The following is an 11,883-nucleotide window of genomic DNA, read 5'->3' as shown; positions in this document are numbered from 1 at the left end:
CACGTGTTGGACACACCGGAGCCGAAAGAACCGCGGCTCACAACGAAGGAGACAGACATGACCGCCAAGGCCACGAGCGAGAGCACCTGGCAGCAGGACGTCATCGACGCTGAGGGACCCGTGCTGGTCGACTTCTGGGCCGCCTGGTGCGGTCCGTGCCGCATGGTCGGACCGATCCTCGACGAGATCCAGTCGGAGAATGGTGAGAAGATCACGGTCCTCAAGCTCAACGTCGACGAGAACCCCAACCTCGCCATGGAGTACCAGATCACCTCGATCCCCGCGATGAAGGTGTTCAACAAGGGCCAGGTCGAGAAGACGATCATCGGCGCCAAGCCGAAGTTCGCCCTCGAGCAGGACCTCGCCGCCTACCTCGGCTGAGCGATCCACAGCCCGCGTCCGCCCAGGGCGGCACGCCACCTCTGAACCGCACCGTCGTTCAGGATGCCTCGGCTCGCACCGACGCATCCCAGCGGCGGTGCGGTTCGCTTCCCAGCAGGCGCCAGACCGCGCGCGTCAGCGGCGGATACTGCAACGCGATCTGTCGCAGCACCCGGTAGTTGCGCGACGCCGTCGGCTTGTTGCCGCCGTCGGAGGCGATGTTCTCCGCCCGCAGGGTGAGCACGACGAGCTCGTCGACCGAGGGCAGGTCTTCCATGAAGTCCCACGGGTCTTCCCCCTCGCGGATGCGCTCCTCCACGAGCACCGACAACTCGTCGGCCGCCTCGGCGCGCAACAGCTCGAGGCTGGCACGGCGCGGGAGCGAGGGGTCGTCGGTCACCCCTCCAGCCTACGCGCCGCTTCCGACGCCGTAGCCGTCCTCACCGAGTTCGCCGAGAATGCGGTTGAGATCCTGCACCGTAGCGAAATCGATGTTGATCTGGCCTTTTCGCGCCGTCAGCGTGATCTTCACCTTGGTGTTGAGACGGTCTCCGAGGCGCTGGGCGACGTCGTCGAGGTGCGCACGGCGGGCGCCCGCCTTAGGTGCGACCCGGCGTGAGCCGGCATCCGCGACACCCTTTGCAGCCGCTTCCGCGGCCCGCACGGAGAGATCCTCGTTGATGATCTTGTCGGCCAGTCGCTGCATGGCGTCGACATCGTCCAGGGACAGGATTGCGCGCGCGTGACCCGCGCTGATGACTCCCGCCGCGACCCGCTGCTGCACCGGCATGGGCAGTTTGAGGAGTCGGATCGTGTTGCTGATCTGCGGCCGCGACCGACCGATGCGCGTCGCCAGCTGCTCCTGCGTGATGCCGAAGTCCTCGAGCAGCTGAAGATACGCCGAGGCCTCTTCGAGCGGGTTCAGCTGCGAGCGATGCAGGTTCTCGAGGAGCGCGTCACGCAGCAGGTCCTCGTCGGCGGTCTCCCGCACGATCGCGGGAATGGACGTCAGACCGGCTTCCCGGGAGGCGCGCGTGCGGCGCTCCCCCATGATCAGCTCATACTTGCCCTCGTCGTTGAGGCGGACGACGACCGGCTGCAGCACCCCGAACTCACGGACGCTGTGGACCAGCTCGGCAAGATCATCGGGATCGAAGTTCGTGCGCGGCTGCCGCGGGTTGGGAACGATGTCGTTCGGGTCGATCGTGATCAGTCGGGCTCCCGGCACCGCGACCAGTTCCGTGTCTCCACCGCCCAGTGCCGCGGCATCCGTGACGTCCGCGCCGACATCGGCACGATCCGCGGACTCGACGGTCGCCGCGGCCACGGCAGACGAAGCCCCGGGGAAGAAGACGTCGACGGGACGGGCCTCCGCGCTGTCTCCGGTCGGGATCAGTGCGCCGATTCCGCGGCCGAGACCGGTACGTTTCGCCATCAGGAGTTCTCCTCGTTCGCGGGGGTGCGCTGAGCGCGTTGGACCAATTCGACCGCCGCTTCGCGATACGACACAGCGCCCGCCGACTGGCCGTCGTACGCAATGACGGTCTGCCCGAAGCTCGGTGCCTCCGAGACGCGCACCGAGCGTGGGATCACTGTTCGCAGCACCTCCTGCGGAAAATGCTGGCGCACCTCGTCGGCCACCTGCTGAGCAAGACGCGTGCGGCCGTCGTACATCGTGAGAAGGATCGTCGACAGATGCAGACGCGGATTCAGGTGCTTCTGGATCATGCGGACGCTGCCCAGGAGCTGGCTCAGACCCTCGAGCGCGTAGTACTCGCACTGAATGGGGATCAGCAGTTCGCTCGCCGCCGTGAAGGCGTTGATCGTGAGAAGCCCCAGAGACGGGGGACAGTCGATGAGGACGATGTCCACACGTTCGGAGGTCGTCGAGAGGAAGTCATCGAGCGCCGTACGGAGGCGGTGTTCACGCGCCACCTGCGACACGAGTTCGATCTCTGCGCCGGCGAGATGAATGGTGCTGGGTGCGCAGAGGAGATTGGGGGACTCCGGGCTCACCTGGATGATGTCAGCGAGGGGGAACTCGTCGATGAGCACGTCGTAGACGCTGGGGACATCCGCGGAATGCGGCACACCCAGTGCGGTGGATGCGTTTCCCTGGGGATCGAGATCGATCACCAGCACACGCGCGCCGAGCGACGCCAGAGCGGCCGCGAGGTTCACGGTGGTCGTGGTCTTTCCCACGCCGCCCTTCTGGTTCGACACGGTGAAGACGCGGGTGTCGCCCGTGAACGTCACATCAACGGCATCCAGCGCCTTGCGGCGGGACGTCAGGTCGGCCAGCTCCCGAGCGATCGGGCTGTCATCGATGGAGAAGGGTGCGGGTGCGGTCGCATTCTCCGATTCCGGCACCATCAACTCCTGTCTTCGCGGGACTTCTCTACTGTAGTCGAGGCGTCCGACGTGAACCGACGTCGAACCCGTTCCTCGCCGCCGTTTCACGTGAAACCATGAGACGCGTCTCGAGATCCGATTGCTCCGTTTCGACTCGGTCCGCTCGCTCAACGACCGGTAGTTACGGCTGCCGCACCACGCGCACCGCGAACGACGTCCGCCGCGCGGCGTCGTAGCGCTCCTACCAGCGTTCCACGTAAAACCACGCGCGGCCTTCCGACAGCTGAGCGCTCGGCTTCGACTCGCCACGCCCACTCAACGACCGATCATTGTGACACCCGGTCGTTGAGTGAGGTGCGTAGCACCGAGTCGAAACGCCACAGGTGACGTTTCACGTGAAACGGTGAGCGCCATCCAGACAGCGAACGCACCACCCAGATCATCACCGGGAATGTTTCACGTGAAACAAGCAGGCTTTGCGCGCGCGCAACGACCGACGATGGCGGCGCTGGTCCTTGACTACGAGCGCGCCACCCAGTCGGTACGTCACGGCCGACATCCGCGTGGAGCGACCCGCGGTGTCGAGGGAAGTGAACACCGCGTATCGACTCGCCGCACACACTCAACGGCCCATCCTTGCGAGGACCGCGTCACCTCTGGTTGTCAATCTCCCCAGCGTGGAGGCGGAGAGACAACGAGGGTGTTTCACGTGAAACGGCCACAAGCCCGCACGCAGACCACGGTGGATGCTCCGCGACGGACTCGAGGAATCAGGCAGCGCGTGTCGCGCGGAGAACACGCGTCGGCTCGTCGATGACACCTTCGCCGACGGTCTCGACACGCACATCCGTGAGCTTGTAGCGACGGATCGCCTTCTCCGCAGCAGTGATCTCATTCTCCGCGTTGGCGCCCTTGAGCAGCACCAGTTCCCCACCCGGGCGCAGCAGGGGAGCGGTCACCGGGATCAGAGTGCGCAAGGCGCTCACGGCACGCGCGGTGACGGCATCCAGAACCGGACCTCCGGTCCACTCTTCGCCGCGTGCGCGTACCACCTCGACGTTGTCGAGACCGAGGACAGCCGTCTGCTCCTCAAGCCACGCGACGCGGCGCTCCATCGGCTCGATGAGGACCCACTGCACATCCGGCCGGGCGATGGCGAGCACGAGCCCCGGAAGGCCGGCGCCGGATCCGACGTCCGCCACGCGCCCGCCGGTGGGGAAGAGCGGGGCCGCGATGGCGGAGTTGAGAATATGCCGGTTCCACAACCGAGGAGGTTCGAGTGGGCCGATCAGGCCGCGCTCCTCCCCGTGCGCGCCAAGAGCGGCGGTGAACCGGCGCGCAAGCGGCAGGCGGTCTCCGAAGACGACGAGCGCCGAGGACGGCTCCGACTCCATCGCAACTGTTTCACGTGAAACATCGTCCATGGGCGTCAGGCGCGACGAATCACCGTGTGACGATCGGCGCCATCGCCGTACGACTCCGAGATCAAGCCGCGGTCGGCGACGATGTCGTGCACGAGCTTGCGTTCATAGCTCGTCATCGCGGGAAGCGACGCCTGCGACGCACCCTCATCCAGTCGGGCGATCGCACGATCGACGAGCTTCTCCAGCTGACGCTGACGCGCGTCGCGGGATCCACCGACGTCGAGGATCAGACGCGAGAAGCGGCCGGTCTTCGTCTGCACGGCGATGCGCACGAGCTCCTGCAGTGCCTGTACCGTGTCGGGCTCGGAAAGCAGCCGAAGGCTCTCGGCATCGTCGTTCTCGACCGACACGTAGGCGCGGCCTCCGCGCACGTCCAGAGCAAGGTCGCCATCGATATCGGCGATGTCGAGCAGGACCTCGAGGTAGTCGGCCGCGATGTCACCTTCCTGCTCGAGCTGCTCGGTGGTCGCAACGGGACGCTCGGACGCGTCGCTCTCGGAAATCGTGCTCATGAGGGTCCTCGGAGAATCGTCGATCCGGTCAGGAATCGGTGGTGGGCTTGTTCTTCGGCGCCTGCGACTGCTTCTTCGCGCGCTGCTTGCTCACCGGCTGCTGACGCTTGGGAGCTGCGGCCTTCGCCTTCTGGGCCTCTTCATAGAGACGCTGCTGCTCGGCCTGGTACTTCTCCAACGGCACGATCTTCCCCTGTGCATCGATCGCCTTGCCCTTGCGGGCGAGCCGCTCTTCGCGCGCCTTGGCCGCCTCGGAGCCGGGCGTCGGCAGGTTTCGGATCACGAGGAACTGCTGAACCATGGTCCAGATGTTCGACGTGAACCAGTACAGGACCACGCCCAGGGGGAAGAAGATGCCGGAGAAGATGAAGGCCAACGGCAGGATGTAGAGCATGATGCGCTGCATCTGGTAGGCCTGGCCGGTCTTGGCCTCGGGGGAGAGGTTCTTCGAGATGATCTGCAGCTGAGTGATGAACTGCGAGGCGATCATCAACACCACGAGCACGATCAGGATCGCGACGGTCGCTTCCCAGCCGTCCGGCTTCTGATTGATGGCCTCGACGAGGCTGGTGTGCAGGGGGGCGACACCGAACAGCTTCGCCTCGTAGAACTGCCAGGTGAGGTCCTTGCTCAGCAGACCCACACCGCCCACACCCCACTCGGCGTGCTTCTTCACATCACTGAGCGTGTAGAACATGCCGAGCAGGATCGGCATCTGCACCAGCAGCGGCAAACAGCTCGACACCGGCGTCGTGCCGTGCTTCTTGTACAGAGCCATCGTCTCGCGGCTCATCGCCTCGCGCGAGAGCTGATCCTTCTTGCCTCGGTACTTCTCCTGAACTTTTCGCAGTTCAGGGGCAATTTCCATCATCTTGCGCTGACTCTTGATCTGACGCACGAAGAGAGGGATGAGGGCACTGCGGACGACGATCACGAGGCCCATGATCGAGAGCACCCACGTGAGTCCGGCGTCGGCCTGGAGACCGAGCGACGTGAAGATCCAGTGCCAGAACACCAGGATCGCCTCGACGATCCACTTGAACGGCCACATGATGGTGCTGAAGAAGTCGAGGCTCGACGACGGCGCCGGCGTGGTCGGCGTCGGCACGACGGGGGTCGGTGTCGCCGCGGCGGCGGCGTACAGAAGATCCAGCACGGATCAGTCCTTTCTCGGCGACGCGTCGGGCGACGCCTCACCTGTGGATGGCACGACGAAACCGAACCGGGTCAGCTCGTGTCGAAAGTTCTCGTGCAAGGGCACATCATCGATTCCACCACGCGCCCAGGGGTGACAGCGCGCAAGGCGGGCAGCGGTGAGCGCTGATCCCTTGACGAGGCCATGCTGCTGAACCGCTCCGACCGCGTAGGCAGAGCACGACGGATAGTACTTGCAGACGTCGCCGTACAGATGCGAGATCGTCGCGCGATAGCCGTGGAGCACGAGAAGCCCGGCGTTGCGCGGCAGGAGTGGGATGGACGAGAGCACACCGGATGCCGTGAGGTGGCCCGTGCCGAGAGAGTACGAGGGGAGGGTGGTCGTACTCACGCGGCGGCCCGTCGCATCAGACATCTCGTGACCTCGTCGCGCAGCTGCGTGAAGTCGGCGGAGGCAGCGCTCGGCAGCGCGCGGATGACGATGTCCGCTCCCGGGCGGACATCGTCGATCGCCTGCGCGCAGACGGCCTTCAGGCGTCGACGAACGGTGTTGCGAACGACCGCACCGCCCACCTGCTTGCTGACGATGAAGCCGAAACGCGGTGGCCGTTGCTCCGTCGAGGTCGTGACGTACGTCACGGTGTGCGGCGCGGCACAGCGGACACCCCTGCGGACGACGGTCTTGTACTCCGCCCCGCGGGTGATGCGGTTCCCGCGCGCCAGCACTTTCGTCGGATCAGGCGGACAGCTCGGTGCGACCCTTGGCGCGGCGCGCCGACAGGATCGAACGGCCGGCACGCGTGCGCATGCGGGCGCGGAAGCCGTGCTTCTTGGCGCGGCGGCGGTTGTTGGGCTGGAACGTGCGCTTGCTCATGAGGATCACTCCGGATCGGCGGTCACCCGAACGCTCTAGACCGGGGACACGGGGTACAGGGACTGTCCAGGAGCGTCCGAAGGCGCCCCAGGGCATAAGTCAACCGACTAAGGCTACGTCGAGAACCACAAGAACTCAAACCGAAGCACCCGGACGGGTCATTATCCACCGACTGTGGATAGCGTGTGGTCAAGACACGCGGGGCGGATCTACAGTGGATTTTGCTCTTCGCGGGGTCGCTGACTACCGTGACTGCGGTAGTTATCCACAGGTTCGATCATCGTCGATGTCGCCCTGCCCCGCACCGATCCCACCCCCGGAGGGGACATGTCACAGCACGAAATTCCAGATGTCCCCGTCTGGACCGCCGTGCTGGAAGAGCTCTCCGGAGACGAGCGCGTCACTCCGCAGTTGCAGGGCTTCATCAATCTCGCCGTCGCCCAGGGAGTCATGAGCGGCACGTTGTACCTCGATGTGCCCAACGACCTCACCGCGGCTCAGCTCAACAAGCGTCTGCGGGCACCCATCATGGAGGCTCTGGCCCGCGTCGACGCCGAGCCGGCGGCATCGTCGTTCCGTGTGGTGGTGAACCCCGAGCTCGCCGACGCGCATCTGACGGTTCCGGTTCCCGTGCAATCCGCATCCGCGCCGGTCCCGATCGCCCGGCCGGCCGCCGAAGACTACGCGGAGACGGCGGCGTCACCCTCCCGCAATGACACACGCCTGAATCCGAAGTACAGCTTCGACAACTTCGTGATCGGTCAGTCCAACCGCTTCGCACACGCGGCGGCCGTCGCCGTCGCCGAAGCGCCCGCGAAGGCCTACAACCCCCTCTTCATCTACGGTGACTCGGGGCTGGGCAAGACCCACCTCCTGCACGCGATCGGCGACTACGCGCTCAGTCTCTACACCGGCATCCGCGTGCGATACGTCTCCAGCGAAGAGTTCACCAACGACTTCATCAACTCCATCGCCAACAACCGCGGCTCCGCGTTCCAGGCTCGCTACCGCGATGTCGACATCCTGCTGATCGACGACATCCAGTTCCTCCAGGGAAAAGCAGAGACGCAGGAAGCGTTCTTCCACACCTTCAACACGCTCCACGATCACGACAAGCAGGTCGTCATCACCAGCGATGTGCCACCGCGCCACCTCACCGGCTTCGAAGACCGCATGCGCAGCCGCTTCGAGTGGGGCCTCATCACCGACGTCCAGGCCCCGGACCTCGAGACCCGCATCGCGATCCTGCGCAAGAAGGCGCAGTCCGAGCGCCTCCTCGTTCCCGACGACGTCCTCGAGTACATCGCCACCAAGGTGTCGAGCAACATCCGCGAACTGGAGGGCGCACTGATCCGTGTGTCCGCCTTCGCGAGCTTGAACCGCTCGACGCTGGACATCTCGCTCGCCCAGACGGTCTTGCGCGACATCGTCGACACCGACGACGCGAACGTCATCTCACCGACCGACATCATCACGGCCACCGCCCAGTACTTCCGACTGTCGGTGGACGACCTGTACGGGTCGAGTCGGTCCCAGTCCATCGCGACCGCACGTCAGATCGCCATGTACCTGTGCCGGGAGCGCACGAGCCTTTCCCTCCCGAAGATCGGGCAGCTGTTCGGCAACCGAGATCACACCACGGTGATGTACGCGTACAAGAAGATCAGCGAGCTGATGAAGGAGCGGCGCTCCATCTACAACCAGGTCTCCGAGATCACGACGCAGCTCGGCCGCGTCGGACGTTGAGCAGCCGCCCCGTCGGGGCCTCAAAGACCCTCGGTGTCGTCACCGGGGGTCTTTTCGCGCAGATCGTGCTTGACAGCCTCACACAGGCGGCGCCAATATACGCGTTCTGCACAGTGTGGACAGACTGTGGATAACTCGGCATCCCCGTGGAGTCTTGTGAGTCGATGACGGTGGGCTGTGGATGACGATCGGACGACGGGGCCGACATCGTCGACCTCGCCCACCGACTCTCCGCAGGGTGCCCACAAGTTACACGCGTGTGGTTTCCCTGTCGCGACAGGGATCGGTCGAGTTCTCCACAGTTTCCACAGCCGTTAACACCATGACAGAGAACTTCATCAAGGAATCCGATTCGATCACCTCACGGTGTCGAGGGCTGAGGGACGGCGAAAGGATGCCGGGTCAATCCGTTCGGATCGTGGCACTAGCATGGGAGGGCCCTACTCGACGTCAAGGGAGCGCCAGTGAAGTTCCACGTGAATCGCGATGTGTTCAGCGAGGCCGTGTCGTTCGTCGTCAAGCTCCTGCCGCAGCGAAACCCGCAGCCGATCCTGGCGGGTGTGCTGATCGAGGCATCCGAGGACGGCCTGTCGCTGGCGGCCTTCGACTACGAGGCGTCGGCGCGCACGACGATCGAGGCGACGGTCGACGATCCGGGCACCATCCTCGTCCACGGACGGCTGCTGTCCGAGATCGCGAGCCGACTGCCCAACGCGCCCATCCAGATCGAGGTCGGCGAGGACGACGGCATCCTGCTCACCTGCGGGTCCGCACGCTTCACCCTCGCGTCGATGCCGGTGCAGGAATACCCCGCGATCCCCGAGGTCTCGGGCGAGTCGGGACTCGTGCCGGCGGAGGACTTCGCCACCGCGATCGCCCAGGTGGCCTTCGCTGCCTCCCGTGACGACGTCACCCCCGTGCTCACCGGTGTCCAGCTGGAGGTGGCGGGCACCGAACTCAGCCTCGTCGCGACAGATCGCTACCGTGTGGCCCTGCGCGACGTGAAGTTCGACGGCGGGGGTGTCGCCAGCGACGAGTCGACGACCGCACTCGTGCCCGCGCGTACGCTCACCGAGGTCGGAAAGACCTTCGCGCACTCCGGCGACATCCAGATCTCGTTCTCCGGATCCGGCGATCGCGAGATCATCGCCTTCACCGCGGGCAACAAGACGGTGACCTCGCTGCTGATCAAGGGAAACTTCCCTCCGGTGCGTCGCCTCTTCCCCGAGCAGACCGATCACTACGCCGTCGTCAACACGGCGGAGCTGGCCGAAGCGGTCCGTCGCGTCGCCCTCGTTCTCGACCGCTCCGCGCCGCTGCGATTCACGTTCACCGCGGACGGCGTCTCGATGGATGCCTCGGGCACCGAGCAGGCCCGGGCGACCGAGTCGGTCGATGCGACCCTCACCGGCGAGGACGTGACGCTGGGACTGAACCCGCAGTACCTCCTCGAGGCCCTCGGAGCCGTCAAGAGCGAGTTCGCGCGGATCACCTTCACGTCCAGCGACAACGCCAACAAGCTCAGCCCCGTGCTGATCACGCCGCAGACGTCGGGGACGCCCGAGAGCTTCAAGTACCTGTTGCAGCCCAACCTGCTGCTGCGCTGACGTCTTCTGCGCTCTCCCGGCGCACCGTCGGGAGTCGGCACCGCCGAATAGGCTGGGTCGGTGATCGTGGAGCAGCTCAGCCTCGTCGACTTCCGCAACTATGCGGCCGCCGACGTCACGCTGGATGCCGGCGCCAACGTCTTCGTCGGCCGCAACGGCCAGGGCAAGACGAACCTCGCCGAAGCCATCGGCTTCTTCGCCACCCTCGGGTCGCATCGCGTGTCGCAGGACGCTCCGATGGTGCGCGACGGCGCGGATGCCGCCATCGTGCGCATGCGTCTCGCGTACGGTGATCGGCGCGTGATGCTCGAGGCACAGGTGAACCGGACGGGCAGCAACAAGGCGCGCGTCAACGGCTCACCGGTGAAGACGTCGGAGCTTCCGCGCTACGCCCAGGTCGTCCTGTTCGCGCCGGAAGATCTGCAGATCGTCCGGTCCGATCCCTCCGCGCGCCGCCGCTTCGCCGACCAGCTCCTCATCCAGCGCGCGCCGCGGATGGCGGGAGTGCTCTCCGACTACGACCGTGTCCTCAAGCAGCGCACCGCTCTGCTGAAGTCGGCGCGTGCGCGTGGCGTGCGTGGGGATGCACTGTCCACCTTGGACGTCTGGGACGACAAGCTCGTCCAGCTCGGCACCGACGTGATCCGCGCGCGACTCGCCCTCGTCGACGATCTCGCCGGTCCCGTCGCGCGGGCCTACACCGCGATCGCCGGCGCCGACCATCGGCCCGAGATGGAGTGGATGCTCTCCATCGGCGGCCTCGACCCCGACGATGACGACATCGCGGCCGTCGACGGCTCGCCGGCGACCGTGAGGGGGCTGGGTGCCGGGGACATCCAGCGCATCTTCCGCGAGCAGCTCGTCGCGGTGCGCGCGTCGGAGCTGGAACGAGGGCTGACGTTGGTCGGTCCACATCGCGATGATCTCCTGCTGCGGGTGCGCGGCCTGCCGGTGAAGGGCTACGCATCGCACGGTGAATCCTGGTCGGTCGCCCTCGCCCTGCGTCTCGCGTCGGCAGAGCTTCTGCGTGCGCAGTCGCAGCTGGGCGATCCGGTGCTCATCCTCGATGATGTCTTCGCCGAGCTCGACGCCGATCGCCGTTCGCGTCTGGCGGCACTCGTCGAGGGCTACGAGCAGGTGGTCGTCACGGCCGCCGTCGAGGAGGATGTGCCTGCCGCACTGCGCGCGCGGACGGTGCGCGTGGTCGCGGGAACGATCGTGGCCGCCGACGCGGACGAGGATGCGAAGGTCGACGATGAGTGACGAGATCCCGGAGACGATCGGCACGTATCTGCGCCTGCGCGGCCTGGAGCCGTCTGCGCGCACGGCACGCCGGCGCAAGAAGCGCTCTGTCGACGACGATGACAAACAGCCGTTCGCTCCCGGCCGCGATCCCAAGGGGGTCGCCGACGTGCTCTCGGACCTCACACGCCAGTCGGGCTGGGACGCGCAGCTGGCGCGCGAAGACCTCGTCCTGCAGTGGACGGATGTCGCCGGTGAGGAGACGGCCCGCCACGCGCACCCCGTCGCCCTCGCCGACGGACTTCTGACCGTGCAGTGCGACTCGACGGCGTGGGCGAAGAACCTGCAGCTGATGCGCGCGGAGATCGTGACGCAGCTGATGCGGCGCTTCCCGGATGCCGGGGTGCAGAATGTCCGATTCGTGGGACCGGACGTCCCCTCATGGAAATGGGGCCCCAGAGCCGTTCCAGGGCGGGGTCCTCGCGATACCTACGGCTGAAGAGGGTCCGAGGGCATCTGGAACGATTTCAGGGCGCCACAGGGGCCTTCTCCGGGCTTTCGAGGGTCGTGTGGGGGTAGAATGAGACGTC

At 65.9% G+C, this 11,883-nt stretch carries 14 protein-coding genes; 5 read left to right on the top strand and 9 right to left on the bottom strand.

What is annotated here, in order from left to right; translation table 11 throughout:
* Positions 1-57 precede the first annotated feature (57 nt).
* Positions 58-381: a thioredoxin gene (gene trxA / locus ACT53O_RS04650; RefSeq protein WP_005054661.1), complete on the top strand. Its 324-nt coding sequence runs from the start codon at positions 58-60 to the stop codon at positions 379-381.
* Between the two features lie 58 nt (positions 382-439).
* Here the strand turns inward: trxA and ACT53O_RS04645 are convergent, their stop codons facing one another.
* The 9 genes from ACT53O_RS04645 to rpmH form a co-directional block, all read right to left on the bottom strand.
* Positions 440-781 (bottom strand): hypothetical protein, encoded by a 342-nt coding sequence (locus tag ACT53O_RS04645; protein ID WP_036319515.1) that lies wholly within the window; start codon positions 779-781, stop codon positions 440-442.
* Positions 782-790: 9 nt separating this feature from the next.
* Positions 791-1,816: a ParB/RepB/Spo0J family partition protein gene (locus tag ACT53O_RS04640; protein WP_476151471.1), complete on the bottom strand. Its 1,026-nt coding sequence runs from the start codon at positions 1,814-1,816 to the stop codon at positions 791-793.
* Positions 1,816-2,751, bottom strand: a complete 936-nt coding sequence (locus tag ACT53O_RS04635; protein WP_036319591.1) for a ParA family protein — start codon at positions 2,749-2,751, stop codon at positions 1,816-1,818. Before ACT53O_RS04635 ends, ACT53O_RS04640 begins: the two co-directional genes overlap by 1 nt.
* Before the next feature lie 752 nt (positions 2,752-3,503).
* The gene (gene rsmG / locus ACT53O_RS04630; RefSeq protein ID WP_476151470.1) at positions 3,504-4,157 is read right to left on the bottom strand and encodes a 16S rRNA (guanine(527)-N(7))-methyltransferase RsmG; all 654 of its coding nucleotides are present in this window, start codon (positions 4,155-4,157) and stop codon (positions 3,504-3,506) included.
* Positions 4,158-4,162: 5 nt separating this feature from the next.
* Entirely contained in the window at positions 4,163-4,669 is a 507-nt protein-coding gene (locus ACT53O_RS04625) for a Jag family protein (RefSeq protein WP_294982461.1), read from the bottom strand.
* Between the two features lie 28 nt (positions 4,670-4,697).
* Positions 4,698-5,825 (bottom strand): membrane protein insertase YidC, encoded by a 1,128-nt coding sequence (gene yidC / locus ACT53O_RS04620; protein ID WP_082013772.1) that lies wholly within the window; start codon positions 5,823-5,825, stop codon positions 4,698-4,700.
* 3 nt (positions 5,826-5,828) lie between these two features.
* Positions 5,829-6,239 carry a membrane protein insertion efficiency factor YidD gene (yidD, locus tag ACT53O_RS04615; protein WP_036319589.1) on the bottom strand — a complete coding sequence of 137 codons (411 nt, stop codon included), beginning with the start codon at positions 6,237-6,239 and terminating at the stop codon, positions 5,829-5,831.
* The gene (gene rnpA, locus ACT53O_RS04610; RefSeq protein WP_476151469.1) at positions 6,212-6,550 is read right to left on the bottom strand and encodes a ribonuclease P protein component; all 339 of its coding nucleotides are present in this window, start codon (positions 6,548-6,550) and stop codon (positions 6,212-6,214) included. Before rnpA ends, yidD begins: the two co-directional genes overlap by 28 nt.
* 10 nt (positions 6,551-6,560) lie before the next feature.
* Positions 6,561-6,698 (bottom strand): 50S ribosomal protein L34, encoded by a 138-nt coding sequence (rpmH, locus tag ACT53O_RS04605; RefSeq protein ID WP_005054680.1) that lies wholly within the window; start codon positions 6,696-6,698, stop codon positions 6,561-6,563.
* A gap of 327 nt (positions 6,699-7,025) precedes the next feature.
* Between rpmH and dnaA the strand changes: the two genes are divergently transcribed.
* The 4 genes from dnaA (at position 7,026) to ACT53O_RS04585 (ending at position 11,792) form a co-directional block, all read left to right on the top strand.
* Entirely contained in the window at positions 7,026-8,444 is a 1,419-nt protein-coding gene (gene dnaA, locus ACT53O_RS04600) for a chromosomal replication initiator protein DnaA (protein ID WP_036319510.1), read from the top strand.
* Positions 8,445-8,908: 464 nt separating this feature from the next.
* The gene (dnaN, locus tag ACT53O_RS04595; RefSeq protein ID WP_036319509.1) at positions 8,909-10,051 is read left to right on the top strand and encodes a DNA polymerase III subunit beta; all 1,143 of its coding nucleotides are present in this window, start codon (positions 8,909-8,911) and stop codon (positions 10,049-10,051) included.
* A gap of 60 nt (positions 10,052-10,111) precedes the next feature.
* On the top strand, positions 10,112-11,314 hold the full coding sequence (gene recF / locus ACT53O_RS04590; protein WP_036319508.1) for a DNA replication/repair protein RecF: 1,203 nt from the start codon (positions 10,112-10,114) through the stop codon (positions 11,312-11,314).
* Positions 11,307-11,792, top strand: coding sequence for a DciA family protein (locus ACT53O_RS04585; protein WP_036319506.1), 486 nt, complete (start codon positions 11,307-11,309; stop codon positions 11,790-11,792). The genes recF and ACT53O_RS04585 overlap by 8 nt, the downstream gene beginning before the upstream one ends.
* The last annotated feature ends 91 nt before the right edge of the window (positions 11,793-11,883 follow it).

This window comes from Microbacterium sp. DMC48, from assembly GCF_056313825.1.
Note: the sequence above shows the minus strand (reverse complement) of the source record. Positions and strands in the feature narration are given on the sequence as shown.

Coding starts and splice junctions, on each gene's coding strand:
- rpmH (WP_005054680.1), bottom strand. CDS start 6,698: ATGAGCAAGCGCACGTTCCAGCCCAACAACCGCCGCCGCGCCAAGAAG.
- yidD (WP_036319589.1), bottom strand. CDS start 6,239: ATGTCTGATGCGACGGGCCGCCGCGTGAGTACGACCACCCTCCCCTCG.
- rsmG (WP_476151470.1), bottom strand. CDS start 4,157: ATGGACGATGTTTCACGTGAAACAGTTGCGATGGAGTCGGAGCCGTCC.
- dnaA (WP_036319510.1), top strand. CDS start 7,026: ATGTCACAGCACGAAATTCCAGATGTCCCCGTCTGGACCGCCGTGCTG.
- trxA (WP_005054661.1), top strand. CDS start 58: ATGACCGCCAAGGCCACGAGCGAGAGCACCTGGCAGCAGGACGTCATC.
- ACT53O_RS04625 (WP_294982461.1), bottom strand. CDS start 4,669: ATGAGCACGATTTCCGAGAGCGACGCGTCCGAGCGTCCCGTTGCGACC.
- ACT53O_RS04585 (WP_036319506.1), top strand. CDS start 11,307: ATGAGTGACGAGATCCCGGAGACGATCGGCACGTATCTGCGCCTGCGC.
- ACT53O_RS04640 (WP_476151471.1), bottom strand. CDS start 1,816: ATGGCGAAACGTACCGGTCTCGGCCGCGGAATCGGCGCACTGATCCCG.